The following is a 26,660-nucleotide window of genomic DNA, read 5'->3' on the forward strand; positions in this document are numbered from 1 at the left end:
ACATCTTCCCGTCTTCCCGAGCGGCGGGAACGACGGGGGCGTTTTCGGTCGTCCGATGCTCAGTCCCCGCTATGCGCCCTGGCACTCTCGACACGTCCGAGCGACCGTTCGTCCTCATCTGGGAGCTCACCCAGGCCTGCGGCCTCGCTTGCGATCACTGTCGGGCCGACGCGAAACCCCAGCGCCACCCCGACGAACTCTCGACCGCAGAGGGGAAGGACCTGCTCGAGCAGGCCGCCGAGTTCGGCGACGGCCAACTGGTCGTGCTCTCGGGCGGCGATCCGCTCGTCCGCGACGACGTCGCGGAACTGATCGCCCACGGCGATGACCTCGGGCTGCGGATGACGATCACCCCGAGCGGGACGGGCTCGCTGACCGCCGATCGCATCGAGTCGATGGCCGACGCCGGACTCAAGCGAATGGCGGTCAGCCTCGACGGGGCCTCGCCGGAGAGCCACGACGCCTTCCGCGGCGAGGACGGCAGTTTCGAGGAGACCATCCGAGCCGTCGAGGACGCTCGAGCGGCCGGCCTGCCGGTCCAGGTCAACACCACGGTCTGTCGACAGACCGTCGAGGAACTCCCCGCGATCCGGGAGCTGCTGACCGAGATCGGGGCCGTCATGTGGAGCGTCTTCTTCCTCGTGCCCGTCGGGAGGGGGAAGATCCTCGAGCCGGTCGCGCCCGAGCGGGCCGACGCGGTAATGGAGTGGCTCCACGAGGTCAGCGAGACGGAGCCTTTCGGCGTCAAGACCACTGAGGCCCCGCAGTACCGGCGGGTCGCGATGCAGCGACGGGCGAACGGTGACGACGCGGAGGACGGTGCGGGCGGTCCGGGGGCCGGTATCGAGCGACGGACCGGCATCGTCGCGGGCGACGGCTTCGCGTTCGTCAGTCACACCGGTGAGGTCTTCCCCTCCGGCTTCCTGCCCGAATCGGCCGGCAACGTCCGCGACCGGCCGGTCACCGAGCTCTACCGCGAGTCGGACCTCTTCCGGTCGCTGCGCGACCGCGACGAGCTCTCGGGCAAGTGCGGGGCCTGTCCGTATCGCAACGTCTGTGGCGGGAGCCGCTCGCGCGCGTTCGCTCACACCGGCGACCCGCTGGCGAGCGATCCGCTCTGTCCGTTCGTTCCCGAGGGGTACGACGGACCGCTCCCGTGGGACGACGCCGACGGCGAGCCCCGCAGCGCCTCGACCGGTGACTGAGAGACGGTCGGGCGGCGCTTTTCGATGGGGATCGAGAGAAGTGAGTCAGAGCGACGGTCGATACTGCAGGGCTGATCGAACGACCACCACTGAGGCGAACGCCCGTCGATCGACGCGGTATCGACCGTCACAGACGATGGCTCGGTGAAGCCGCCGGATCGACGCACCGATCGTCTCGACCGGTCGCGGTCGAGTGCACGCGACACCCGTCAGGGATGTATGGACGGTGGATCGACGAGGAGCGGCGCAGACAACCGTCGTCCCGTCGATCGCCCGCAGGGTCTCGGATGGCGCGTGCATCTCTTCGATGCGCGAGAGTCCCCTTCGAAATTCCGGCGAACACGTTCGAAAGCGGACGCGTCCGCTCCCGACCGTGCGACGCGGACGACGACGTTACTCGAGAATGACCAGCGTGTCGCCCATGTCGACGCTGTCGCCCTCCTCGACGGCGATCTGCGTGACTGTCCCGCCGCGGGAGGCCACGATGTCGTTCTCCATCTTCATGGCTTCGAGGACGACCAGCACGTCGCCGGCCGCGACCTCGTCGCCCTCCGCGACTTCGATGTCGAGAATCGTCCCCTGCATCTCGGCGTCGACGGTCTCGCCCTCGCCCTCGAGTTCGGCGCCGCCGCTGCTCGAGCCACCCGCGGGCTCGGGCCGACTCGCCTGGCCGCCGCCGGCCTCGACGTTGCCGGTCGGGATGGCGGGCGCGCCGTGTTCCTCGAGTTCGACCTCGAACCGCTTGCCGTTGACCTCGACGGTGAACTCGCGCTCGACGGCCTCGTCCTCGTCGTCGCTCGCGCCGCCGTCGCCGGTGTCACCGCCCCACTGCTCCTGGGCCTCCTCGATGCGGCTCTCGTCCAGCTCTTCGTCGAGGTACTTCGTCGTGTGCGTGCTCCGGACGAACTCCTCGTCGGTGAGCATCAGCCGGTGGAACGGGATGATCGTCGGGATGCCCTCGATCTGGTACTCGCGGAGCGCGCGGAGCGAACGCTCGATACACTCGTCGCGATCCTCGCCCCAGACGACCAGCTTCGCGATCATGGAGTCGTAGTCGGTGACGAGTTCGTCGCCCTGTCGAAGCGCGTCGTCGAGTCGGACGCCGATCCCGCCCGGCGGGTCGTACGTTTCGAGTGTGCCGCCGGTCGCGGGCGCGAAGTCGTTGGCCGCGTTCTCGGCGTTGATTCGGAACTCCATCGCGTGGCCGTCGATATCGACGTCGTCCTGATCGAAGTCGACCTCCTCGCCGGCGGCGACCTGGATCTGGCGCTTGACGATGTCGATCCCGGTGATCTGCTCGGTGACCGTGTGTTCGACCTGGATCCGCGTGTTGACCTCGAGGAAGAAGAAGTTCGCGTCGGGGCCGAGCAGTTCGCCCGCCTCGCGGTCCTCCTCCTCGACGAGGAACTCGACGGTGCCGGCGTTAGTGTAGTCCGCGGCGGCGACGCCTCGACGGGCGGACTCGCCGATCTTCTCGCGCAGTTCGTCCGAGAGGGCCGCGGAGGGTCCCTCCTCGATGACCTTCTGGTGGCGGCGCTGCAGCGAGCAGTCGCGTTCGCCCAGATGGCGGACGTTCCCGTGTTCGTCGGCCAGAATCTGGACCTCGATGTGGCGGGGCTGCTCGAGGTAGCGCTCGAGGTAGACCGAATCGTTGTCGAAGTAGGCCTCGCCCTCGCGCTTGGCGCTCTCGAGTTGGTCCTCGACTTCGCTCTCGTCCCAGACGACCTTCATCCCGCGGCCGCCGCCGCCGCCCTCGGCCTTGATGGCGATGGGATAGCCGTGTTCCTCGCCGAACGCTTTGACCTCCTCGGGATCGGTGACGGGGTCGGTGGTCCCGGGAACGATCGGCACGTCGGCCTCGCTCATGATCTTCCGCGCTTTGGTCTTCTCACCGAGGGACTCCATCGCGTCGCTGGACGGGCCGATCCAGGTGATCCCCTCGACCTCCTCGACCTTGCCCGCGAACTCGGCGTTCTCCGCGAGGAACCCATATCCGGGATGGATGGCGTCGGCGTCGGCCTTCCGCGCGGCCTCGATGACGGCCTCGTGATCGAGGTAGGAGTCGGCCGCACGCGCCGGCCCCACGTTGTACGCCTCGTCGGCGTAGCGCACGTGCCCCGAGTCCGAGTCGGCCTCGGAGTAGACGGCGACGGTCCCGATATTCAACTCTTCGCACGCTCGCATGACGCGAACGGCGATCTCCCCGCGGTTCGCCACGAGAACCTTCCTGAACATTCCTGTGGAAACCGTCGTGAGGGCCCTACCTTACTTTTTCGCAACCGGTCCGATAACGCGACAGGTTTTGCCGATGCGGATGGCCCCGGACAAACGACGGACGGCGACGATCCAACGACGACTCGAGCACCCGATTGTCGCACGAGGGCCCACCCGTGCTAGTTGTGGGCAATCGTTATCCGATTCCAGTCCGTAGCGGAGACATGTTCGAGTTGACACGCAGCCCGCTGCAGACGCAGTCGGTACTCGAGGATCCGTTACTCCTCGTCGGAGCCGTCGTACTCCTCCTCGTCGCAATCACGGTCTGGCAGATGGTCGAGATCGTCGACGCCTACGACAGGGCCGCACTGACCGTCTTCGGCGAGTATCGGAAACTGCTCGAGCCGGGGCTGAACATCGTACCGCCGTTCGTCTCCCGGATCTACACGTTCGACATGCGAACACAGACGCTAGACGTCCCACAGCAGGAAGCGATCACGCGGGACAACTCTCCCGTCACGGCCGACGCGGTCGTCTACATTCGGGTCATGAACGCCAAACGCGCGTTTCTCGAAGTCGACGACTACCAGCGGGCGGTCTCGAATCTCGCACAGACCACGCTGCGCGCCGTGATCGGCGACATGGAACTCGACGATACGCTCAGCCGGCGCGAGATGATCAACGAGCGCATCCGGCAGGAACTGGACGAACCCACCGACGAGTGGGGCATCCGCGTCGAGTCCGTCGAGGTCCGCGAGGTCACGCCCTCCGCGGGCGTCAAGGGCGCGATGGAGGAACAGACCTCCGCCGAGCGCCGCCGGCGCGCGATGATCCTCGAGGCGCAGGGCGAACGCCGCAGCGCCGTCGAGAAAGCGGAGGGTGACAAGCAGTCGAACATCATCCGCGCCCAGGGGGAGAAACAGAGCCAGATCCTCGAGTCCCAAGGTGACGCCATCTCGACCGTCCTGCGCGCGCGCTCCGCGGAGTCGATGGGCGAACGCGCGGTCATCGACAAGGGAATGGAGACGCTCGCCGAGATCGGCCAGGGCGAGTCGACGACGTTCGTCATGCCCCAGGAACTCACCTCGCTGGTCGGCCGCTACGGCAAGCACCTCTCGGGCAGCGACGTGAAAGGCAACGGGGCGGACCTCGAGAGCCTCGAGTTCGACGAGGAGACGCGCGAACTGATCGGGCTGGACGACATCGCGGATATCATCGGCGAAATCGACGAGCAAGCGGAGATGGACGTCGAAGCGATGGAACAGCAGGCTCAGGCGATCAAACAGGGCGAAGACGTCGGGATGGAGGCCGAAGACCCGATCACCATGTCGGAGACCGACGACGAGCACGACCTGGAACCCGACTCGGAGTAACGCGGCCCGTCTCGAGCGGGCGGCGTCCGTTTTCGCTTGCCGCTCCTGTCACTCGTCGACGCTCGAATTCGCCCGCTCTTCGATCGCCTCGCGGCCGTCCTCGAAGCCACTCCGGTTCGGTCGGTTCGACGGCCGTGAGTTCCGACGAGAACTCCGCCGTGACGAACTGCCGATCGCCGTCGAGCGTCAGTTCTCCCTCGGGCGTTTATCGTTCCCCTCGAGCGTATTATCGTGCTCGCCGAGCAGAACCGGTGCCTGTCAGGTGGTGAGAGACGGCGATACGGTCGCTATCGTTGTCGTTGAGTAGCGGACCCTCCACGAGTCGATAAAAACGCTCTCTGTGGCCGTCGTCAGAACCGCTTCGTCCGCCCCGCGGCCGACCACGCGTCGGTCGGTGCGTCGCGGGGGACGCGAACGGTCCGGTGTTGCTGTGCGCGAACGCGTCCGGCGAAGGCCCAGCGATCGTCGTCCCACGTCTCTTCGCCCTCGGCCGCCGCTGCGGCGGCCGCCAGCGTCTGATCGTGGAGATGGGCCCCGATCGCGGCCGCGATCGCCGCGGCCTCCTCGTCGTCCGCGTCGTCGGGCAGGTCGAGGGCGACGTCCCCGGGAAGGGCCGCCTCGAGGCCGGCCGATTCGCCGCCGGCAGTCTCGTCGTCCGTCGACGGAGCCGCGCCGTCGGCGGTAGTCTGTCGGGGGGTCATATTACAGCGGAATGTTGCCGTGTTTCTTGTCCGGGTTCTGTTCGCGCTTGGTCTCGAGCATCTCGAGGTCGCGGATCAGCCGCGGCCGGGTCTCGGTCGGGACGATGACGTCGTCGAGGAAGCCTTTGTCCGTCGCGGTGTAGGGATTGGCGAACTCCTCGCGGTACTCCTCGATGAGTTCGTCCCGGAGCTCGTCGGGGTTGTCGGCCTGCTCGAGTTCCTCGCGGTAGAGGATGTTGACCGCGCCCTGTGGGCCCATGACGGCGATCTCGGCGGTCGGCCAGGCGTAGTTGACGTCCGCGCCGAGGTTCTTCGAGGCCATGACGCAGTAGGCACCGCCGTAGGCCTTGCGCGTGATGACCGTGAGGAGGGGAACGGTCGCCTCGGCGTAGGCGTAGAGCAGTTTCGCGCCGTGGCGGATGATCCCGCGGTGTTCCTGATCGGTCCCAGGCATGTAGCCGGGGACGTCGACGAAGGTGACGATCGGGATGTTAAACGAGTCACAGAAGCGGACGAACCGCGAGGCCTTCATCGAGGCGTCGACGGTCAGCGTCCCGGCGTTGACGCGGGGCTGGTTGGCGACGAGGCCGACCGAGCGCCCGTCGAGGCGGCCGAAGCCGACGACGATGTTCTTGGCGAAGTTGTCCGCGACTTCGAAGAACGAGCCCTCGTCGACGACCGAGTCGATGACGTTGGTCATATCGTAGGGCTTCTGCGGACTCGGAGGGACGATACTCTTGAGTTCCTCGTCGCGGCGGTCGGGATCGTCCCAGGGCTCGACGCGGGGCGGATCCTCGACGTTGTTCTGGGGCAGATAGGAGAGGAGCCGCTTGATGTCGTCTAAGGCCTGCTCCTCGCTCTCGCAGGCGAACTGGGCGACGCCGGTCTTGTCGGCGTGGGTCATCGCGCCGCCGAGTTCCTCGTGGGTGACGTCCTCACCGGTGACGGTCTTAGTGACGCCGGGACCGGTGATGTACATGTGGCTCGTGTCTTTCACCATGAAAATGAAGTCGGTGATCGACGGGGAGTAGACTGCGCCGCCCGCACACGGGCCCATGATTCCCGATATCTGGGGGACGACGCCGCTGGCCTCCTGATTTCGCCGGAAGATTTCCGTGAAGCCGGCGAGACTCTTGACTCCCTCCTGAATCCGAGCGCCGGCGGAATCGTTGAGCCCGATGACGGGCGCGCCGACTTCCATCGCCATGTCCATGACCTTGCAGACCTTCTCGGCGAAGACCTCGCCGAGCGAGCCGCCGAAGACGGTGAAGTCGTGAGCGAAGACGAAGACTTTCCGCCCGTTGACCTCGCCGTAGCCCGTGACGACGCCGTCGCCGGGAATCTTCTTCTCTTCCATCCCGAACTGGCTCGTCTGGTGGGTCCGGAGCTGGTCGAACTCCGTGAAGGTGTCGTCGTCGAGGAAGTAATCGATCCGCTCGCGGGCGGTCATCTTCCCCTTGTCGTGTTGCTTCTCGATGCGCGCCTCACCGCCACCCCGCCGCGCTTCTTCGCGAAGCTCCTCGAGTTCGTCGATGCGGTCTTCCATCGTCATAGGGAAACCCTCCCGTGCCAACTCATTGCCCGTGGCAACGGTCACCTGGATAAAAAACGTTCTGTAACTCGTATTATTTCCCATGAGGGTTTGGATGTTCTCATGGACACGATCGATGTCCGTCTGCCGACAGGTGACCGACTGAACGGGTCCGCGCGGCCGTCGTTCCGTCGACGGTCTCACTGGAATTTGCACGGCACCAAAGAGACTTATATCAGAAATGACCTTGTAACTCTATAGCAATGGGATTCGATCGACGACACGTACTCAAGGGGCTGGGTGCTGCAGGTATCGCAGGCGTCGCGGGATGTATCGGTGACGGCGTCGGCGGGGGCGACGACGCGGACGCGATGGTGGGCGTCCTCCAGCCGGTCACGGGCGATCTGGGGAACCTCGGCTCGCCGATCCGGGACGCCGCGATCCTGCCCGGGGCGCAACTCGAGGACAGCGACTACACGATCGACATCCGCGAGGAGGACACCGAATCGACGGCCGACGCCGGCTCGAGCGGTGCACAGTCGCTGGTCGACGCCGGCTATCCGGCGATCACCGGTGCGGCGTCCTCGCAGGTGACGATCACGGTCGCACAGGACATCCTGATTCCGAACGAGGTCGTCGCGATCTCGCCGGCGAGTACCGCACCGACGATCACGGACCTCGAGGACAACGACTTCATCTTCAGGACCGCGCCAAGCGATGCGCTGCAGGGCGAGGTCATGGCAGAGGTCGCCTACGAGGAACGCGGGCTCGAGTCCGCCGCGTCGTTCTACCTCAACAACGACTACGGCCAGCAGCTGTCCGACTCGTTCGTCAGCGCCTTCGAGGAACTCGGCGGCACCGTCTCGAACACCGTCTCGTTCGAGGCCGAGCAGCCGTCGTACACCTCCGCGCTCGAGAGCGCGCTGGCGGACGATCCGGATATGATGATCGTCATCGGCTACCCGGCGAGCGGCGAGCAGATCTTCCGGGATTACTACTCCGACTTCGATTCCGGACAGACGATCATGGTGACCGACGGCCTCCGCGACGACGAACTCCCCGGCAACGTCGACAACCCGATGGACAACGTCGTGGGGACGGCCCCGCTGGCCGCCGGTCCCGAACAGGACGCGTTCACCGAACTCTATCAGGACGAATACGACGCCGAACCCGGCGTGTTCACGGCACAGGCCTACGACGCGACGGCCGTCAACATCCTCGCGAGCGTCGCCGCCGGCGAGACGGACGGCCCCGCGATCCGCGACAGCATTCGCGACGTCGCGAACCCCGACGGCGAGGAAGTCGGGCCGAGCAATCTCGAGGAGGCCGTCGAAATGGTCGACAACGGTGACTCGGTCAACTATCAGGGCGCCTCGAGCAGCGTCAACTTCGACGACAACGGCGACATGCAGGCGGTCACCTACGAAATCTTCGAATTCGGCGAGGACGGCGTCGAGACGGTCGAGGAGATCGACTTCGAGGCGTAATCGGTCGGTCCGAATTCTCGATGTTTTTTCGCGGTCGTCCGAGCGGTCGCGCGGACGGGATTTCGGCAAAGAGTGGTCGGCCCGGTCTCTCGATCTCTCGATCGTAAACGAGCGTCGAGGGTCGCGCGGACCCGTTAGCCGCCGAGGAAGTCCTGTCGGACCTGCTCGTCGCCGAGCAGCGCGTCGCCGCTGTCGACGTATCTGTTCTGGCCCTGTACGAGGACGTAGCCCCGATCACACCGGCGCAACGCCTCTTTCGCGTTCTGTTCGACGAGCAGAATCGCCGTTCCGTCGTCGTTGATCTCGTCGATCCGGTCGAACATGTCGTCGACCAGATCGGGCGCGAGCCCGGCGCTCGGTTCGTCGAGCATGAGCAGATCGGGATCGAGCATCAGCGCCCGTCCCATCGCGAGCATCTGCTGTTGCCCGCCGCTCATCGTCCCCGCCTTCTGGGACTCGCGCTCCTCAAGGATGGGGAACCGATCGTAGATTTCCCGGAGGCGCTGCTCGGGGACCTCGTCGAGGATGTAGGCCCCCATCTCGAGGTTCTCTCTGACCGACAGCGACGGGAAGACGTTGTCGTTCTGTGGCACGTAGCCGATCCCCGTCGAGATGATGTCCTCAGGTCGGTAGGTACTGATCTCCTCGCCGGCGAAGTCGATCGAGCCGCCCATGTAACTCGTCAGGCCGAAGATCGACTTCATCACGGTCGACTTTCCGGCCCCGTTCGGGCCGACGATGGTGACGTACTCACTGTCGTCGACGGTCATGTCGACGCCCTCGAGGATCTGGAGATCGCCGTACCCTGCGTCGAGATCGGAAACCTCGAGCAGCGCCATCAGACGTCACCTCCGAGATAGGCCTCGACGACGTCCTCGTCGGCCTGGATCTCCTCGGCCGTCCCCTCGGCGAGGACCGACCCCTGATGCATGACGATGACGTGTTCGCAGTGGTTCATAATGACGTCCATATCGTGCTCGACCAGCAGGAACGTGTATCCCTGCTCTTGGAGCTCGTGAATGTGCTCGAGGAGCTTCTTCTCGAGCGAGGGGTTGACGCCGGCCATCGGCTCGTCCAGCAGGAGCATCTCCGGCTCGGTCAGCAGCGCCCGCGCCAGTTCGAGCAGCTTCCGCTGGCCGCCCGAGAGGTTGCCGGCGTAGTCGTGGGCGAGGTGATCGATCTCGAAGAACTCGAGCATCTCCCAGGCGCGCTCGCGCATTTCCCCTTCCTGTTCGACGACCTCGCGTCTGGCGATCGGCATCACCGACCGCCACAGCGATTCGCCGAGTTGCCCCTTCGGCGCGAGCATCATGTTCTCGAGGACGGTCATCTCGGGGAACTCGCGGGCGATCTGGAACGTCCGGACGAGTCCTCGGTTGGCGATCTGGTGGGGTTCCTGCCCCGTGATCTCCTCGCCGTCGAAGATGACCGCGCCCGCGTCCGGCGCGTGAACGCCGGTGATACAGTTGAATGTCGTCGACTTCCCGGCCCCGTTCGGGCCGATCAACCCCGTGATCGTGCCGCGGTCGACGTGGAAGCTCGCGCCGTCGACGGCGGTGATCCCCCCGAAGTGCTTCTCGAGATCGCGGAGTTCGAGGATCGACGCGTCGGTCGCTCGCCGCCTCGGTTCCTCGAGGGCCTGTTCGTCGTTCGTGGACTGGGATTCGGTTTCGACGTCACTCATCGGTCTCCTCACCTCCGTCGGTCGCGACGGACCGACGCGAGAGGTCGGTCGCGGCCGCGATCTCCTTGCGATGGCCGAGCAGCCCGTCGGGACGCCAAATCATGAGTGTAATTAGCACGATTCCGATGAAAATGTATCGTATCTCATCGAGGCTACCGATGAAGTAGCCGAGCATCGGCAGGGGATCGCCCGAGCCCAGTGCGACGAACGCGTCGTAAATCGTCGGCGGCGCGCGGACGTCGAAGAGCGCCCGAACGATTGTCCGGATGAACCGGGGCCCCTGGTAGAGGAACGCGGCGAACGCGAAGCCGCCGACGACGCTGCCGGTGTTCGATCCGGAGCCGCCGACGATGAGCGCGACGAAGATGTAGAACGTCACGATCGGCATGAAGCTGTTCGGGCTGATGTTGGAGCGGCTGCCCTGCCAGAGGATTCCGGCGAGTCCCATCAGCGCACAGCCGAGCATGAAGACCTTGATCTTCGCGCGGTTCGTGTCCTTGCCGAGCGAGCGGGCCGCGAGTTCGTCCTCCCGGATCGCTTTCAGGATCCGACCGAACGGGGAGTATGCGATCCGAGTCAACAGCAGGTAGAAGGCGACGACGAACGCGATCAACACGAGCGTGTAGACGGCGTTTCTGACGATCGACGACTGGATTCCCAGCGATTCAGCACTCTCGAACAACACGGCTCCGAGGGCCGTCGGAACGCCCGTCCGGTCAGCGCCGACGTACAGCAGATAGTCGGCGACGACGTCGGTCGAGGGAGCGCGGATCCCGCTGCCGCCGCCGGTTCCGAGCGTATAGCCGGCGATCTCGAACTCCTGTAGCGACCGCGAGAGCAGGGCGCGACGGATAATCTCGGAGAGCCCGAGCGTGACGATCGCGAAGTAGTCCGCTCGCACCCGCAGGGCCGGCAGGGCCGCGATAAAGCCGACGAGGGCGGCGGCGATCATGCCGCCGACGACGCCGACGATCAGCGGAAGGCCCAGGCCGGGCGGCGAGCCGTCCGGTGCGGCAGTCAACATCCCCATGGTGTACGCACCGACGGCCATGAACCCGGCGACGCCGATGTTGAACAGGCCGGTGTACCCCCAGTGGAGGTTCAACGCGAGCGCGGCGAGCGCGTAAACGGCCGCGAAGAATGTGATCTGCTGGAGCTGCCCGACGATCAGGTTGGTACTGACGCCGAACAACAGTCCGATCGCGATGAAGAAGGCGTACGTCGCCAGCATGACGCCGCCGATCAGCAGCAGATCGTTCTGCCACTGGGGCCGCCTCGAGTCGGTCAGCTTACTTCTGAGCGCGGCGACCCCTTCGGAGACCGTCTCGAGAACTCTGTCGAGAATCGACGTCATGCCGTTTCCACCCCGCTGAATAGCCCGTCGGGTCGGAAGATCAACACGAGGATCATCAGCGTGAACGCCGCGATCTCGTTCATGTCAGAAGGAATCCAGACGAGCGAGAGATTAATCGTGATACCGATGACGAGCGAGCCCGCGATCGCCCCGTAGATCGAGCCGATGCCGCCGAGGATGACGGCCGCGAAGATCAACAGGAGGAGGAACCAGCCGAGGTTGATCGAGACCTGACCGCGATCGAGGACGATGAGGTAGCCGGCGGCACCGGCCAGCCCGGCCCCGATCACCCAGGTCGCGAAGATCACGCGCTCGGTCGGGATACCCGTGATGAGCGCGAGGTCCTTGTTGTCGGACATCGCTCGCATCGACTTGCCGAGTTTCGTGTACTGCAAGAGCAGGTGGACGCCGGCCATCAGGGAGACCGCCGAGACGACGAGCGTCAGCTGATGGATATCGACGCCGGCGACCTCCGGAGCCGAGGCCACGACGCCGCGCGTCTCCGGCGTGTAGAATACCGCGAGGAGATATCGTAACGCGAGCGCGACGCCGACGCTGGCGATCAGCAGCGCGATGCCGTCCTCGTCGCGCAAGTTCCGATAGACGTATCGATCGATCGCCAGTGCGACGAGAATCGTCACGATCACGGCCGTGACGAGGCCGAGAACGATCGCGATCGGCGACGCGAGGACGTCCATTCCGATCCGACCGGGCTGTGCGCCGCCGCCCGCTCGAAGCAGCAGTCGACTACTCAGGTCGGCGACGCCGAGGCCGCCGACGAGATAGGCGACCGTCCACCCTGAGAACGCGCCGGTCGTGATCAGATCGCCGTGCGAGAAGTTCGCGAATCGGAGAATACTGTACGTCATCGAGAGTCCGATGGCCGCCAGACCGATGTACAACGAGTCGACAATTCCGGTCCAGAGATACGACCGCAGCCGGCCGATCGGTAACTCGCCGGTCACGACCTGACGGACGAGATCCCCCGCCAAAACGACGATCCCGAGGAGCAGTATCACCCCTACCAGGTCCTGTCCCGTTAGGCCTGAGAGTCTCCCCCTTACGTTACCTGTACTCATACTTGTCCGAGTGTTACCCCGGGAGTTGAAATACTTCACGACAGACCGACCGTGGCGGGTGAACGCGAGCAGCGAGTCGAACCGACGGCCGGCGACGGGACTGCTCGCCCGCCGTCGCAGCGAGCGCCGATCGCTCTACCGATGTCGGCGGTATTCCTCCCTCGAGCGGCCGCCTAAAAACGTAACTAAAGCTATGGTTATAAATATCTAAACTATATGCTGTCAATGAAGATCGAAATCGAAAAATGATGAATATAGTATTCAAATGTAAGGTTTTAGGGTGCGGAAACTGTCGTCTCCGCTATGGCGCAGCGTGAAACGTGGGCGACGAGAACAGGATTCATCCTCGCTGCAGTCGGCAGCGCGGTGGGGTTAGGAAACATCTGGCGGTTCCCGTTCGTCGCGGGTGAAGGCGGTGGGGCGGCGTTTCTGGTCGTGTACCTGCTGTTCGTCGGACTCATCGGGTTCCCGGCTATTCTGGTCGAGTTCGTCGTCGGCCGACGGACGGAGCGGAATCCGGTCGGCGCACTGATGGAACTGGGGGGGAACGCCTGGAAGTACGTCGGTGGCGTGTTCATCGTCACCGGATTCGTGATTCTGTCGTACTACAGCGTCGTCGCCGGCTGGTTCATTCGGTACTTCCTCGAGGGGTTCCGCGGGAGCTATGCGAGTCACCTCGCGAGCTACGAGAGCGCCGCGGCCGAAGCCGGCGTGCCGGCGACAGCGATCATGTTCGGTGAACTGTCGACCGGACTCGACGCGTTCGTGTTACACACGATCTTCATGGCGTTGACGATCGGAATCGTCGCCCTCGGTATCCGCCGCGGCATCGAAGCCGCGACGAAGCTGATGGTTCCCGCGATCGTGCTCTTGCTCGTCGGAATGGCGGTCTGGGCGTTCACCCTCCCCGATTCCGGGGCGGGCTACTCGTACTATCTCTCCCCGGACTTCGGCGTCATCCTCGAGAACTGGACCGAACTCCTGCCCGCAGCGGCCGGACAGGCGTTCTTCACGCTCTCGCTCGGGATGGGCGTGATGATTACCTATGCGTCCTACCTCGGCGAGGACCGAAACCTGACCAGAGACGCCCTCACGATCATCGGGTTCGACACCGGTATCGCGTTCCTAACTGGCCTGGTCGTCTTCCCGATCTTCTTCGCGGGTGGGATCACTGAACCCGGCGAGGGCGGTGCCGGCGCGATTTTCGTGTCGATGACGGACGCGTTCGCGACCCTCTCCGGCGGCCGCATCCTCGGCCTCCTGTTCTTCGGGACCGTCGCGATCGCGGCCCTCTCGAGTGCAATCTCTCTGCTCGAGGTCGTGACCGCGTACGTGATCGACGAAAAGGGGGTAGACCGATGGAAGGCGGCGCTGGGAATGGGCACGGTCATCTACCTGCTCGGGATTCCGGTCACGTACGACCTGATCTTCCTCGACCTGCTCGACCTGTTCGCCGACGGGATTCTGCTGGTGTTCGGCGCGCTCGTACTCATGTTGCTCGTCGGCTGGGTCGCACCGCGGTTCGCCGTCGACGAACTCTCGAAGGGGATCGGCGATCTCGGCGCGCTGGGACAGGCGTGGATCTGGGCGGTCCGCGTTCCGATTATCGTCGTCCTCGCCGTCTCCCTGTACCTGGGTCTCGTGGACTATATCGACTTCCTCACCGGGCCCTTCTCGGACTGGGTCAGCCAAAACCTGTAACCAGCCGTTCGCCGTCTCTTCTCAGGCCTCGCCGTACACCGGCACGGCAGCGCCGCTCGTCACCGCGGCCCCGTCGCTACAGAGGAAGGCCATCACGTCCGCGATCTCGAGCGGATCGACCCACTCGTCGTGATCGGCGTCGGGCATCATCTCTCGGTTCATCGGCGTGTCGATCACGCTCGGCATGACGCAGTTCGCGCGGACGGTCCCGCGGTTCTCCTCGGCCAGCGTCTCCGTCAGTAGCCGGATACCGGCCTTCGTGATCCGGTAGGGGCCGTCGCCCTCGCCGCCCTCGAGCGAGGAGCGCGCGCTGATACTGACGATCGATCCGTCCGTTTCCTGCAGGGTCGGGAGGGCGTGTTTGGACGCCAGAAACGCGGTCTTCAGGTTGACGTCGACGAGCATCTCGAATTCCTCGAGATCGGTGTCTTCGACGTGGTCGCCGCCGCGCCACGTCCCGGCGATGTTCAGCAGGTGGTCGATCCGGCCGTGATCGTCGACGACGGACTCCATCAGGGCCGCGACGTCGCCCTCGTCGGTCAGATCGGCCTCGTAGAACGCGAGGTCGGACTCGTCGGCGGGGTCGGCCTCGAGCAGACTGTCCTCCTCGTCCGGGGCGATCACGTCGACGGCACAGACCGTCGCGCCCGCCTCGCGGAAGCGGTCGACGGCCGCGCTGCCGAGCGCGCCGCTGGCTCCGGTGATCACCGCGACGGTCCCGTCGAAATCGACGTCGAACTCGGTCGTGACTGCCATACCGTACGGTGCGTGGGCCGTTCGTATCAAAGGGAGGGGCGGGGAAGCGTCGCCGAGCGTCGGATCGGCGCTACGAGCCGTTCGTCGGCAGGGCGGCCCGCCTGAACCAGAAGTCCGCGACCGCCTCGACCATCTCGTCGTACTCCTCGGGATCGGTCGGTTTCATGAGATAGGCGTTTGCCGCGAGCTCGTAACTCGCGTGAACGTCTTCGACCGTCGCCGATCGCGTCAAGACGAGCACGGGAAGTCGCGCGAGCGCCGGCTCGTCCGTGATCGCCTCGAGGAGCTCGAGACCGCTCATTCGCGGCAGATCCAGATCCAGCAAGACGAGATCCGGGATCGGGACCGACGGCGGCTCGTCGCCGCGGTCAGTCAGCATCGTCAGCGCCTCGTCACCGTCGGTGGCGACGTGGACCGACGTTTCGACGTCTACCCCGTCGAACGCCTCGCGGATGAGCCGAACGTCCTCGGTCTCGTCCTCGACGAGCAACACGTCGACCGAATCGCGATCGCGGCCGCTCATAGCCGGATCACGATTGCTGAGCGAGTCTGTGGGTCATCCAATCCAGTAATCGTCCCCATCTAGTCAGGGTATCGCTTTAAGATTGCTTGCTAAGTAATTTGGAGGTCCCCGAAAGTTGCGTTCGAAAACAGTCCCTGCGACCGAGCGCGGCACTGAAATCCGCGGCTTCCGATTGGCCGGTAAATGCGACTCATCGCACATCGCGGCTTCGCCGCGACCGCTCCCGAGAACACGATCGGTGCCGTCCGGGCCGCCGCCGAGCGCGCCGACGCCGTCGAGTTCGACGTGCGCCGCTGTGGCTCCGGCGAACTCGTGGTCGTCCACGACGAGACGATCGACCGCGTCACCGACGGCTCGGGCCCCGTCGCAGGGGTTACCCTCGCGGAGCTCACCGACTACCCGGTGCTCGAGTCCGACGAGCGGATTCCGACCCTCGCGGACATGCTCGCGGCCCTGCCGCCGTCCGTCGAGGTCAATCTCGAACTCAAGGAGCCGGGCATCGCCGCGGACGTCCTCGCGGTCCTCGAGGACGCGGCCGTCGACAACCGCGTCGTCGCGACGTCCTTTCTGGTCGACGAACTGCGGGCGATCCGCGAGCGCGATCCGGACCGGCCGATCGGATTACTGGCGAGTCGTCACCTCGAGACGCCGGTCACCACGGCGGTCGAACTCGACTGTGACGTCCTCGGCGCGAGTCGCTGGCGCTGTCTGGCGACCGGAATCGTCCCGCGGGCGAAAGCGGTGGGGCTCGAGGTCCACGCGTGGACGGTCGAACGGCGATCGATGGCGACCCTGCTCGGTCGTCGCGGCGTCGACTGCGTCTCGGCGGATCGGCCGATCGCCGTGTGACTTCACTCGCTCGCCGGAGCGAACTCCCGACACGTCGCAAGCAGTTCCAGGGTCGCGCTGACGTCCTCGAATCGGGGTCCCCGCTCGACGCAACTGATGTCGGAACTCCAGTCGATAAACCCGTACTGTTCCAGTTTCGGCAGGTGAACGTGGTGATATTCGATCCTCGTCGACTTCCCGCCTCTCGAATCGGGCGGTAACGTCTCGAGTGATCTCGGCGAATCCGTCCGCGGAGCGTCCTCCAAGAGGTCAAATAGCAGTCGACGTCGGTGCGGGTTCGACAACGCATCGTACAATTCGTCTCGGAGGTGACTCATATACGAGCGAAGAGACGACGTCCCCACGTATATACTTCCGTCCTAACGAGGGATGAAAGATTTGTTCTGATTATCCGGGTGAATCGATTTCCGGTCGATTCTCACGGCTCTCGGACGACTGACTCGTCGGAAATCGAGCGCGGGTCTACTCGCCGACGGTCGTCACGGTCACGGTCCGGGTTCGCGGCCCGTCACACTCGACGAGCAACACCGACTGCCACGTCCCCAGTGCCAACTCCCCGTTCTCGACCGGTATCGTCACGTCCGGCCCGATCAGCGCCGCTCGCAGATGGGCGTCCGCATTGCCGTCCAGCTCGTCGTGTGCGTGCCCCTCGTCGGGCACGAGGTCGCGCAGGAACGACTCGAGGTCGCCGCGAAGTCGCGGCTCGTCCTCTTGGACGACGAGCCCTGCCGTCGTATGCTGAACGAAGGCGGTGCAAGTCCCCGACTCGAGGTCGTCCGGAACGGCCGCAGCGATGCGATCGGTCACGTCGACGGTCGTCGATCGGGACTCGGTCTCGACTGAAAACGCCATGGTCGGCGAAACGGCAGCGAGAATATAGTAGCCACTGAAACGAGTTACACGCCGATCGAACAGCCGTCATGCGATCAGGTGTGTAGTGACTTTCAGTGGCTACTATCGTCTGCGTTCCGGTCCGCGTCGCGGTCGCGGCTACTGGCTCGTTGAAAGGCGTCTCACGGCCCACGAGGCGCGGTCGCGGACGTTCGGTGCCGGATCCTCGCTCGCGAGTTCTCGCAGCCGCGGCGCGGCCGCGTCGACGCCGCCGTGACCGAGCGCGACGCATGCGTTCGCCCGGACGTGCGGCTGGTCGTCCGCGAGGAGTTCGAGCAACTGCCCGCGAACCGTGTCGACCGCGTCATCGATCTCGGCGGCGACGCGAGCGACCGTGACCGCGGCGACGGCCCGCGTGTCCGGCTCGGGAAACGAAAGCGCCGCCTCGAGATCGGCACAGACCGGTTCGACCGCCGCGGGATCGCGGTGGGCCACGTCGCCGAGACAGCCGATCGCGTCGTGTCGCAGGGATCGATCGTCGTGATCGACGAGCGCGGCGGCGTGCGCGACGAGCTCGAGGGAGGGGAGCTCTCCCTCGGATCGCGCCAGTCGACCGAGCGCTCGAAGCGCCGGCTCCCCGTTTTCGACCGGGTTCGCCGCCAGCGCATCGGTGAGCACCGGAGCCACCGGTTCGATCGCCGTCGGCTCCTCCCTCGAAACGTGAGCCAGCGCTCGAAGCCCCCAGTGGTCGTAGCCGCGTCGCCGGTCGAGCACGTCGGCGATCGCCTCGACGTGCTCGACGACGACGTCCGGCCGTTCGGCCGCGACGGCGGCGAGACAGCGGAGGAGCTCTCGCGTTAGCGGTTGATCGGCGCGCTCGCGGGCGACGGTCACGATCGCGCCGGTCGACGGCGCGACGTCGGTGGGTGCCTCGGCCGCCAGATCGGCGAGACAGGCGGCGACCTCACCGTGAAAATCCCCGTCGGGCCGCTCGAGCAGCGTCCGTAACTTCGGCACCGTCGGTGCACAGACCGCTCCCTGCCCCTGGTCGTCGATCGCGGTCCGAATCCGGCGGACGGCACCGCGTTGCTCGGCCGGATCCGGATCGTCGAGTCGTGTGAGTATCGACGGCAAATCGACCCCGGCGGCCCCCCGACCCCGGGATTCGATGGCCTCGCCCCCGTCCCCATCCATCGTGTCCCCTGCATTGGGGAACGGCGACGTAAGGGTTCTGGCCGACGACCCTCGAGTTGCTACTCCCGAAAGTCGGACGGAGAACCCGAACCGAGCGGCCTCACGCGAGCCACTCGTCGGGTTTCGTGTCGTAGTCGACGTCGTCGGCCGCGAGGTGCTCGACCTCCTCCCAGGGCACGTCCTCGGTCGTCACCGTCTCGCCGTTGTACCGGATCAGCTTCCCCTGCTCCTCGGGTTCCGGCTCGCGGTTGCGGCGCTTCGCCACCTCGATATCGTGTTCGTCGACCTCCTTGACGATCGTCAGCAGGTTCACCGGCCGGCCCCACAGCTCGAAGATCCGCTTGAGCGTCTCCTTCGCCTGCCCCAGATCGAGCATGACGCCGTTGTACTGGTGGCCGAGCAGCAGCTCGTTCGCGTTGTTGTAGTTGCCGTCGTAGACCGCGATGGTCGGCTTCCCGAAGTTGGTGAACTGCAGCAGGAGCTTCTTCTTGACGTCCTCGGCCGCGTCGCTGGCGACGTGGAACTGCCCCGTCGCCTGCGAGTGTTCGTAGGTGAAGTAGTTGTTCTCCGTGATGAACTCCTGGGTCAGGAACTCGTCCAGGAAGGTCACGTCGTTGTGACTCTCCCGGACGTCGAACATCCGGTCCCAACCCGCCGTGAAGTCGACGTCCTCGAGCGCCTCCTCGATCGAGTCGTACCGCGCGTCGTCGAACAGGTAGCGGCCGATCCGCTCGAGTTCGTTCTGGTTGATCCGCTTGAGGAAGCCGCGGTGCTGACGCTTGACCAGCGAGTAGTGTCGCCGCGCCAGTCCCGCTTCGGTCAGCACCTTCCAGGGGTACTTCTCGACGTCGATCTCGCCCTCCTTGGCCCGCTCGAGCGCCTCGCGGTCGACCCACTCGTCAGAGACCGCCTCGAGCTGATCGAGCGTCTCGGGCGTGATCGTCTCGATCGCTTCCGGCGGCTCGAGCGCCGCGAGGACCTCGTCGAAGTCGACGACGTCGACGAGGTTGCGCCAGGAGATCCCCTCGACGCGCAGCAGGGCCTCGAGGACCTCCTGGCGGTTGGTCGTGTTCTCGACGTACTCCCAGAGCTCCATCCCGAGGCTGTAGGGGTTGAGCCCGCCCGACGCCAGGACCTTCGCCATGTGATCGGCGTAGTTGAGGAACTCGTCGTCGCCGGCGAACGCCTCGTCGGTCATCATCGTCGATTCCCAGTAGGCGGCCCACCCCTCGTTCATCACCTTCGTCATCTTCTGGGCGGCGAAGTAGTAGGCCTCCGCCCGCATCATGTCGAGGATGTCGCGTTGCCACTCCTCCATCTCGACGCCCCGATCGGCCTCGTCGTCGTACTGCTTGCCGTGCTCGCGGACGAACGCCAGCAGGTCCTTCTGTGGCTCCTCGGGGAAGGTCGCGCCGCCCTCTTCGCCCTCGAGTTTCTCGACCCACTCCTCGTTGAACACCTCGCCTTTGATCTCGTCGGAGAGCTCGAGTTCGTCTAACTTCTCGGCGAGGTCCTCGTCGATCTCCTCGATCGCGGGGCCGTCGACGTCGAGCCGGCGGCTGAACACCTGATGCTGGTCGATATTGTCCTCGAGACTCAGACAGTGGTCGATCCACTTCTCGACCTCAGCGCGGTCGATGTCGGGATCGGACATGTACTCGTTGATGGCGCGGGCGTGGCGCTCGAGCATGGCCGCGGCGTTGACCTGATCCTCGTCCGCGCGCCCGCTGGTGAACATGCCGAACCAGTCGTTGTTTGCAAAGAAGTCCGAGTGGGCCTCGACGTGCGTGATGACCGCCTTCTGGTCGGCCACCGTGTTCGACTCCTGTAAGAACGCGTGGGCCGGGTTGTCGTTGTTGACGATCTCGAAGGCCTTCCCGCCGCCGTACTGGCCCTGCTTTTGCTGTTTGTCGTACTGCATTCCCCACCGCCAGTGCGGGTACCGCGACTGGAACCCGCCGTAGGCGATGAGCTCGTTCATCTCGTCGTAGTCGATGATCCAGTACTTCACCGGATAGGGCTCGAGGCCGAGCTTCTCCGCGAGGTTCCGGGCCTCTTCGACCGGCTCCTCGAGCTCGCTAGCGATCGCCTGTTTGCGGAATCGATCCGCGTTGGAATTTGACTTACTCATCTCGCTCACCTTCCGTACTGAGGATATCGTAGATCGCGTCGGTCACGTCCGATTCGTCGTTGACGTACGCCACCGCGACGTCCTCGGCGTCGGTCCCGAAGTGGCGCTCTAACTCCTCGGCGTGAGTGGCGTTGATCGCGTTGCCGCTGGGCTGGGTCTCCACGTAGGCGTGGAGGTTCGCCGGGATCTGCTCCATCATCGGGATCACGCGCTCTTCGGTGTCGTTGCTCGAGTTCTCGGAGTCGCCCGCGGCGAAGACGTACCGGTTCCAGTCGGTCCAGGGATACTCCTCTAACAGTTCTTGGGCGAGTTCGTACGCGCTCGAGATCTTGGTGCCGCCGCCGCTGCGGATGCCGAAGAACTCGTCTCGATCGACCTGCCAGGCGTCGGCGTCGTGGGCGATGTAGACGAACTCGGCGTTGTCGTACTTGCCCTGGAGGTACCAGTCCAGTGGAGTGAAGGTCCGCTCGACGAGTTCGCGCTTCTTCTCTCGCATCGAGCCGGAGACGTCGCGGATGTTGACGACGACGACGTTCTTCTCCTTCTCCTCGATAATCTCGGGGTGGCGGTAGCGCTCGTCCTCGCGGCGGAAGGGGACGTGTTTGACCCCCTCGCGGCGGATCTTCTGCTGGACGCTCTCGCGCTCGACGTTCTCCTCGACGTCCTCGATGGAATCCCATTTCCCGCGTTCCTCGTCCGGAACGTCGTCGTAGGCCTCTTGGATCCAGGCCATCGACACCGGGAGGCTCTCGCCGCGGGCCCACTCGAAGACCTCGCGGGGCTCGATCCCCTCGACCTTGCAGAGTTCGCGCAGGAACTCCTCGTCGAAGTCCATCGCGAGCTTGCGCTTGAGTCCCTCCTTGAACATCCGCTCGAAGTCGAGCGTGCTGTTGGGGCCGGAGCGGGTGAGATCCGTGAACGGTCCCTCCTTCTCCTCGACGACTTTCTTCCCCTTGGGATCGAGGTCGAGCCCGAGTTCCTCGTCGAGCTCCTGGGCGAACTCCTCGGGGTCCATCTCGTAGTACTCGTGCTCACCGCCCTCCTCGCCGGGCTCGCCGTCCTCGCCGTCGTCGTCGCCCGGCTGTGGCTGGGGCTGGCCGACCGGTTGGCCGGCGTCCGGCGTCCCGTCCTCGCCCTGTCCGACGCCGCCCTGATCGCGCTGATCGTACTCGAACTCCGGCAGCGAGACGATCTTGACCGGAATGTTGATCTCGCCCGGCCGGCTCTGTCCGAGGTCGCCGTACTGGATGAAGTCGGCCAGGTCCTCGCGGCGCTCTTCGCCGACTTCACGGAATCGCTCGAGGTCGTCTCTCAGTCCCATCTGTAGCTCACCTGTCCCATGACGTGTCTGCTGGTCAGTTCGGCCGAGGCCTCGGAGTAGCCGAAGAGGTCGACCATCGTCTCGATGGTGTTCTCCTTGACCGCGGCCGTCTCGGTCCCGCTCGGCGGGTCGCTCCACTGTCGCGGATCGAAGTCCTCGAAGGTCCGCTCGACGTCGTCCCAGTCGTGGCTCTCGAGGACGGTCTTGATCACAGGGATCGCCGTGAGGTCCACGTCCTCGACGGAGAAGTCCTCGTCGCGGTGCTCCCAGGCGTGACGGTTCAGCGACGTGATGACCTTCTCGCGCCGGAAGTTCCGGACGCTCTCGCGGGGTTGGTTGCCATCGTACTCGGCCTCGGAGAACCGGCCCAGGTGCTCGATCTCGAACAGCTTCATCGTCAGCGGATCGGGCTCGACGCGCTCGCCGCGGTCGTTGTACAGCGGTTCGTCGGTCTCCCAGGCGTAGACGTGTTCGACGTACTCGGCGACGGTCTCCTCGTCGACGCGTTTGTCGTGCATGATTGCCTCGATAACGTCTGACTCCTGCTGGTCGTAGATGTAGTTCTTCACGGGAACGACGCGGTTCTCGAACTCGGAGCGCTCGCCCGTCGAGAAGACCGGCGCGTCGATCAGCCCCTCGACCATGGCGTTGAGCACGTCCCGGGGCATGACGACGTCCTCGACCGACAGCTCGGGGTGGTGGCGATCCCGATCGGTCTGGATCAGCTCCGCGAGCGTGTCTCGCGTGTACGTGACCGGGATCCCGTGATCGCCGTCGTCGCCGTCGTCGTCGAAGTCGAACTCGTCCTTTTCGCGGCGGCTGTCGCCCTCCTGTAGGTAGCCCTGATCGTAGATCAGCGCCTTATCCACCAGGTCCAGCCCGTTCGGGAGGTTCTCCTCGTCCAACCGCGTGACGACCGCGTACAGCGCGGCCGCCTCGATCGCGTGGGGGGCGAACTCCTGAACCCGCGTCTCGCCGTCGCGGTCCTTGACCGTTACCGTCACCGGCGCGCGGATCCGGTCCGCGAGTTCGTCGTAGCTCTCGGCCTCCCAGACGTTCGTCTCGTTGGTCAGCTCGCGCCGGATGAGCTCCGTCTCGAGGCTCAGGTTCGTCAGGTAGCCGAAGCGGTGTTTGTCCAGCCGGCGCTTGAGCGCCTTCAGCGGGTCCATCCCGTTGCGATCGGCGTGCTGGTTGAGCTGGGCCTCGAGGTCGGGGTTGGAGATGATCAGCAGCTGGGAGTCGACGTCCATCCCGATCCCCTTGTCCAGCTTCACCGACTGCTCGTCGGGGACGTTCAGCAGCTTCTGGAGCAGGTCGGCGTGCTGGGCGGCGTCCTCGACGATGGTGAGGACGCCGTTGCCCTGCGAGAGCACGCCGTCGTAACTGAAGGCCTGCGGGTTCTTCCGGCCCCGCGAGTCCAGTTCCTGCAGCATGCCGTGCATCCATGAGCCGACGAGCCGTTCCTTGGGCGGGCCGTCGTCCTCGGAGTGGAGGACGCCGACGCCCTGTCCCATGTCGACGACGTAGTTCTTCACGCGGAGGTGGCTCTCGTCCGTGATCGCCGAGAACAGCTCCTCTTCGCCCTCCCGGCGGTAGCGCTCCTCCAGGAAGTCGTAGGCCTCCCGGGAGAACGGATCGAGCTGTGCGTCGACCTGAATCGGGACGTGATCGTCGAGCTCCCCGTTGAGTTGCTCGAGTAGACCCTCGCGGACGGTCTCGGGGAACACCGACAGCGGGTGGGCCTGGACCGGGCTCTCGTACCAGTCCTGGTCGTCGGGGGCGCTGACGTCGTCGCCGTAGCTCAGTCCGCGATCGCTGCCCTCGGCGGTCGAGATGTTCCACTCGACCGTGTACCGGCGACCGTCGGGCGTTTTCGAGTACTCGCGGAGTCCGTTGACCAGGCAGCGTTTGAGCTCGGATTTGCCGGTCGCGGTCGGGCCCTCGAACCAGATGATCTTCTCGTCTTTCGCCCGACCCGCGGCGATCGACCGCAGGTCGTCGACGAACCCGTTCAACACCTCGGTGTTGCCGAGGATCGCGTGCTCGCCGTCGTTGTGCGGATCGTCGAAGAAGCGGTAGCGCTCCTTCTCCTCGCCTTCCTCGACGACCGTGCGCGTCCCGGCGGCTTCGATCGCCTCGAGCAGGTACTTCGAGGCGTGGGAGGCGATCGACGGGTTCTCGAAGATCCGATCGACGTAGTCGGCGAGGCTCATCGGCTCCTCGTAGGTCTCCTCGAGGGCGCGGTCTGCCTCGGTGACGTAGTCGTTGCCGGTCATGTTAGTCGACCTCGTGTCCGGTCATGTTAGTCGTCCATCTCGGCCTTGGCAACCTCCGCGCCGGCGAACTCGAGCACCTCCTTCGCTCCACCTTCGGAGTAGCCCTGTTCCATCAGCGCGTCGATCCACGCGGAGCGCTCGTCGTCGTCGAACTCGTTGGCGCTGACCAGCGCGGAGAAGTTGATGTTGTGCTTCTTGTCCTCCCAGAGCTTGCGCTCTAAGGCGCGGCGCAGGCGCTCGTTGTCCTGCGGGTTGAACGCCTCGCCCTCGCGGGCGCGTCGGGAGACCCAGTTCGAGACCTCCTGGCGGAAGTCCTCCTTACGGTCCTCTGGGATGTCGAGTTTCTCCTCGACGCTGCGCAGGAACGTCTCGTCGGGCTCTTGCTCGCGGCCCGTGAGTTCGTCCTCGATGGTGTCGTCGTCGATGTAGGCCATCACGTGGTCCATGTACTTCTCGCCCTGGCGCTGGATCTCGTCGATGTCGTAGGCCAGCGCGTGGCGGACGTCCTCGATGGCTCGCTCCTTGTACTCCTCGCGGACCGTCTCGAGGTAGCGGTAGTACGTCTCGAAGTTGTCCTCCGGAATCGAGCCGTGGTGCTCTAAGTTCTCCTCGAAGAAGTTGAACACCGTCAGCGGCGAGAGGAACCCGCGCTGGCGGTGTTTGGAGTCCATGATCGCCTCGGCGATCTCGTCGCCGATAAAGCGCGGCGAGACGCCGACCATGCCCTCGCCGATCTCGGCCTTCTGTTCGGCCTCTTCACGAAGCTTCTTCGTGTCGATGTCGTCGCCCTCGTCGATCTCGCCGTTGTAGGCCTTGGCCTTGGAGAGCAGCCCCACGGTCTCGGTGTCGGGTTCTTCGATGCGGGTCAGGACGCCGAACAGCCCCGCCATCTCGAGGGTGTGTGGCTCGACGTTGATGTCGGGGACGTCGGCGTTCTGCAGCATCTTTTCGTAGATGCTGGCCTCGTCCTCGTAGCTGAGGACGTACGGGAAGTCGATCCGCTTGGTGCGGTCGTTGAACGCCTCCATCTTCTCGTCGCCCTTCTTGTCCTTGTACTCGGGCATGTTCGTCCGCCCGACGATCACCTGATCAATGTCGATCCGCGGATTGTTCTTGGGTTTGATCGTCTGCTCCTGGGTCGCGTGCAGGAAGTCGTAGAGGAACTCCCGCTGGAGCTTGAGCAGCTCCTCGCCGGAGAAGATCCCACGGTTGGCGTTACAGAAGGCACCCGAATAATCGAACGCGCGCGGGTCGCTCTCGCCGTAGATCGCGATCTTGGAGTAGTTGACGTCGCCGGTGAGTTCGGTCTCGTCCTGGTTCTTCTTGTCCTTGGGCTCGAACGTCTCGAGGCCCTGGCGCTTGTTCTCGTCGGCGACGAATCGGACGATCTCGACGTGGTTCTCCAAGACCTGCTGGAGGTCGTCGTCGTAGTGGGCCAGCAGCTTGTCCATGTAGAACTCGCTCTCGGGATCGAGCGCCTGCTCGTTCTGGATCGTGTACGGCGCGTCGAGGTTCTCGTTGAGATCGTCGATGACTCGCTGGCGCTGCTCGAGGGGAAGCAGGACGAGCGGGTCCTGGTTCATCGGGGAGCGGACCGTGTCGTCGGCCGGGTCCTGGTCCTGAATGACGTCACAGAGGTTCGTCCAGCGGAAGGTGTACATCCGGCCGTCGTCCCGGAGCGTGTAGTCCTCGAAGTACTTGCGGACCTGCTTGTCGAAGTGGGACTTCCCGGAGCCGACGGGTCCGAGCAGGAGCTTGATTCGCCGCTCGGGGCCGAGCCGACGGGCACCCGACTTGACCTTGTTGACGAACTCGTGGATCGACTGGTGGATCACCTTCCCGTAGAAGGTGTTCTCGCCGTCACCCAACGGATCCTCGCTGGCGAGCTGGTACTCGACCATTCCCTCGGTCTCGTCGTAGGTAGTGCCGTAGTAGTCGAACATGTCCGCGACGCGCTGGTGGGCGTTGCGGGCCACCTTCGGGTCCTCGTACACCTCCTCTAGGTACCAGTCGAAGGACTTGGTCTCCCGCAGGTCTGCGGGCATCGATTCCTTGTAATCCGTACTGAGCTGCTCGAGTGTTTCGATGTCACCGGTCATGGTATCATTGCCAGTTGCGGGGTTCCCCCGTCTGCAGTGCAGTCGTCCGCGGTCACGCGGACTACCTGAGTGGACGTCGTTCGACCGACCGCGGCGTCTCGTGGCCGAACCGTCGGAATCCGTCGCCTCGCCTCACCCGACGTGAGTGCGTCGTACTCGTCCGACTCCTCGAGGTGGTTCTCGGGGAGCGCGACCCGTTCGTGGGCGGCGTCGATCTGCCGTGTCATATGTCATCTATCACCACTCAACGTTGCGCGATGCCTCGTCAGGGGCTCGGGCAACGGTGCGCCGGGGACGGGCGCGGAGTGGATCGGTCCGGCGAACGGATACCGATAGTATTTAATGAGTGAG

General features: G+C 65.0%; 21 protein-coding genes. 5 read left to right on the forward strand and 16 right to left on the reverse strand.

The window, feature by feature from the left end:
- Positions 1 to 71 precede the first annotated feature (71 nt).
- Positions 72 to 1,205: a TIGR04053 family radical SAM/SPASM domain-containing protein gene (locus LDH66_RS15160; RefSeq protein WP_226481906.1), complete on the forward strand. Its 1,134-nt coding sequence runs from the start codon at positions 72 to 74 to the stop codon at positions 1,203 to 1,205.
- A gap of 393 nt (positions 1,206 to 1,598) precedes the next feature.
- Here the strand turns inward: LDH66_RS15160 and LDH66_RS15165 are convergent, their stop codons facing one another.
- Positions 1,599 to 3,440 carry an acetyl-CoA carboxylase biotin carboxylase subunit gene (locus LDH66_RS15165; protein WP_226481907.1) on the reverse strand — a complete coding sequence of 614 codons (1,842 nt, stop codon included), beginning with the start codon at positions 3,438 to 3,440 and terminating at the stop codon, positions 1,599 to 1,601.
- Positions 3,441 to 3,643: 203 nt separating this feature from the next.
- Here LDH66_RS15165 and LDH66_RS15170 point away from each other — a divergent pair, with 203 nt between their 5' ends.
- Positions 3,644 to 4,792: an SPFH domain-containing protein gene (locus LDH66_RS15170; RefSeq protein ID WP_226481908.1), complete on the forward strand. Its 1,149-nt coding sequence runs from the start codon at positions 3,644 to 3,646 to the stop codon at positions 4,790 to 4,792.
- Between the two features lie 350 nt (positions 4,793 to 5,142).
- Here LDH66_RS15170 and LDH66_RS15175 read toward each other — a convergent pair whose 3' ends face one another.
- Positions 5,143 to 5,493 (reverse strand): DUF8022 family protein, encoded by a 351-nt coding sequence (locus LDH66_RS15175; RefSeq protein ID WP_319004359.1) that lies wholly within the window; start codon positions 5,491 to 5,493, stop codon positions 5,143 to 5,145.
- A gap of 1 nt (position 5,494) precedes the next feature.
- Complete coding sequence (locus LDH66_RS15180) at positions 5,495 to 7,039, reverse strand: acyl-CoA carboxylase subunit beta (RefSeq protein ID WP_226482024.1); 1,545 nt, start codon at positions 7,037 to 7,039, stop codon at positions 5,495 to 5,497.
- A gap of 242 nt (positions 7,040 to 7,281) precedes the next feature.
- Between LDH66_RS15180 and LDH66_RS15185 the strand changes: the two genes are divergently transcribed.
- A complete protein-coding gene (locus LDH66_RS15185; RefSeq protein WP_425492954.1) occupies positions 7,282 to 8,511 on the forward strand; it encodes an ABC transporter substrate-binding protein in 1,230 nt (409 codons plus the stop codon).
- Between the two features lie 134 nt (positions 8,512 to 8,645).
- Here LDH66_RS15185 and LDH66_RS15190 read toward each other — a convergent pair whose 3' ends face one another.
- The 4 genes from LDH66_RS15190 to LDH66_RS15205 are packed head-to-tail and all read right to left on the reverse strand — an operon-like array spanning position 8,646 to position 12,628.
- On the reverse strand, positions 8,646 to 9,350 hold the full coding sequence (locus LDH66_RS15190) for an ABC transporter ATP-binding protein (protein WP_226481910.1): 705 nt from the start codon (positions 9,348 to 9,350) through the stop codon (positions 8,646 to 8,648).
- On the reverse strand, positions 9,350 to 10,195 hold the full coding sequence (locus tag LDH66_RS15195; protein ID WP_226481911.1) for an ABC transporter ATP-binding protein: 846 nt from the start codon (positions 10,193 to 10,195) through the stop codon (positions 9,350 to 9,352). Before LDH66_RS15195 ends, LDH66_RS15190 begins: the two co-directional genes overlap by 1 nt.
- Complete coding sequence (locus LDH66_RS15200) at positions 10,188 to 11,549, reverse strand: branched-chain amino acid ABC transporter permease (RefSeq protein ID WP_226481912.1); 1,362 nt, start codon at positions 11,547 to 11,549, stop codon at positions 10,188 to 10,190. The genes LDH66_RS15195 and LDH66_RS15200 overlap by 8 nt, the downstream gene beginning before the upstream one ends.
- Entirely contained in the window at positions 11,546 to 12,628 is a 1,083-nt protein-coding gene (locus tag LDH66_RS15205) for a branched-chain amino acid ABC transporter permease (protein WP_226481913.1), read from the reverse strand. The genes LDH66_RS15200 and LDH66_RS15205 overlap by 4 nt, the downstream gene beginning before the upstream one ends.
- A 303-nt stretch (positions 12,629 to 12,931) precedes the next feature.
- Here LDH66_RS15205 and LDH66_RS15210 point away from each other — a divergent pair, with 303 nt between their 5' ends.
- Positions 12,932 to 14,329: a sodium-dependent transporter gene (locus tag LDH66_RS15210; protein WP_226481914.1), complete on the forward strand. Its 1,398-nt coding sequence runs from the start codon at positions 12,932 to 12,934 to the stop codon at positions 14,327 to 14,329.
- 21 nt (positions 14,330 to 14,350) lie between these two features.
- Here the strand turns inward: LDH66_RS15210 and LDH66_RS15215 are convergent, their stop codons facing one another.
- Positions 14,351 to 15,085 carry an SDR family oxidoreductase gene (locus LDH66_RS15215; RefSeq protein WP_226481915.1) on the reverse strand — a complete coding sequence of 245 codons (735 nt, stop codon included), beginning with the start codon at positions 15,083 to 15,085 and terminating at the stop codon, positions 14,351 to 14,353.
- 70 nt (positions 15,086 to 15,155) lie between these two features.
- Positions 15,156 to 15,608, reverse strand: coding sequence for a response regulator (locus LDH66_RS15220; protein WP_226481916.1), 453 nt, complete (start codon positions 15,606 to 15,608; stop codon positions 15,156 to 15,158).
- 183 nt (positions 15,609 to 15,791) lie between these two features.
- Here LDH66_RS15220 and LDH66_RS15225 point away from each other — a divergent pair, with 183 nt between their 5' ends.
- Complete coding sequence (locus LDH66_RS15225) at positions 15,792 to 16,457, forward strand: glycerophosphodiester phosphodiesterase (protein ID WP_226481917.1); 666 nt, start codon at positions 15,792 to 15,794, stop codon at positions 16,455 to 16,457.
- 462 nt (positions 16,458 to 16,919) lie between these two features.
- Here the strand turns inward: LDH66_RS15225 and LDH66_RS15230 are convergent, their stop codons facing one another.
- The 7 genes from LDH66_RS15230 to LDH66_RS15260 all read right to left on the reverse strand — a co-directional run bounded on the left by LDH66_RS15230 (position 16,920) and on the right by LDH66_RS15260 (position 26,536).
- Entirely contained in the window at positions 16,920 to 17,309 is a 390-nt protein-coding gene (locus LDH66_RS15230) for a secondary thiamine-phosphate synthase enzyme YjbQ (RefSeq protein WP_226481918.1), read from the reverse strand.
- Between the two features lie 138 nt (positions 17,310 to 17,447).
- The gene (locus LDH66_RS15235; protein ID WP_226481919.1) at positions 17,448 to 18,482 is read right to left on the reverse strand and encodes a HEAT repeat domain-containing protein; all 1,035 of its coding nucleotides are present in this window, start codon (positions 18,480 to 18,482) and stop codon (positions 17,448 to 17,450) included.
- Between the two features lie 100 nt (positions 18,483 to 18,582).
- Complete coding sequence (locus LDH66_RS15240) at positions 18,583 to 20,613, reverse strand: SpoVR family protein (RefSeq protein ID WP_226481920.1); 2,031 nt, start codon at positions 20,611 to 20,613, stop codon at positions 18,583 to 18,585.
- Positions 20,606 to 21,934, reverse strand: a complete 1,329-nt coding sequence (locus LDH66_RS15245; RefSeq protein ID WP_226481921.1) for a YeaH/YhbH family protein — start codon at positions 21,932 to 21,934, stop codon at positions 20,606 to 20,608. The genes LDH66_RS15240 and LDH66_RS15245 overlap by 8 nt, the downstream gene beginning before the upstream one ends.
- A complete protein-coding gene (locus tag LDH66_RS15250) occupies positions 21,925 to 24,210 on the reverse strand; it encodes a PrkA family serine protein kinase (protein WP_226481922.1) in 2,286 nt (761 codons plus the stop codon). Before LDH66_RS15250 ends, LDH66_RS15245 begins: the two co-directional genes overlap by 10 nt.
- A 26-nt stretch (positions 24,211 to 24,236) precedes the next feature.
- Positions 24,237 to 26,309 (reverse strand): PrkA family serine protein kinase, encoded by a 2,073-nt coding sequence (locus LDH66_RS15255; protein WP_226481923.1) that lies wholly within the window; start codon positions 26,307 to 26,309, stop codon positions 24,237 to 24,239.
- On the reverse strand, positions 26,306 to 26,536 hold the full coding sequence (locus LDH66_RS15260; protein WP_226481924.1) for a hypothetical protein: 231 nt from the start codon (positions 26,534 to 26,536) through the stop codon (positions 26,306 to 26,308). Before LDH66_RS15260 ends, LDH66_RS15255 begins: the two co-directional genes overlap by 4 nt.
- Between the last annotated feature and the right edge of the window lie 124 nt (positions 26,537 to 26,660).

This window comes from Natrinema amylolyticum, from assembly GCF_020515625.1.
Classification (GTDB): Archaea; Halobacteriota; Halobacteria; order Halobacteriales; family Natrialbaceae; genus Natrinema; species Natrinema amylolyticum.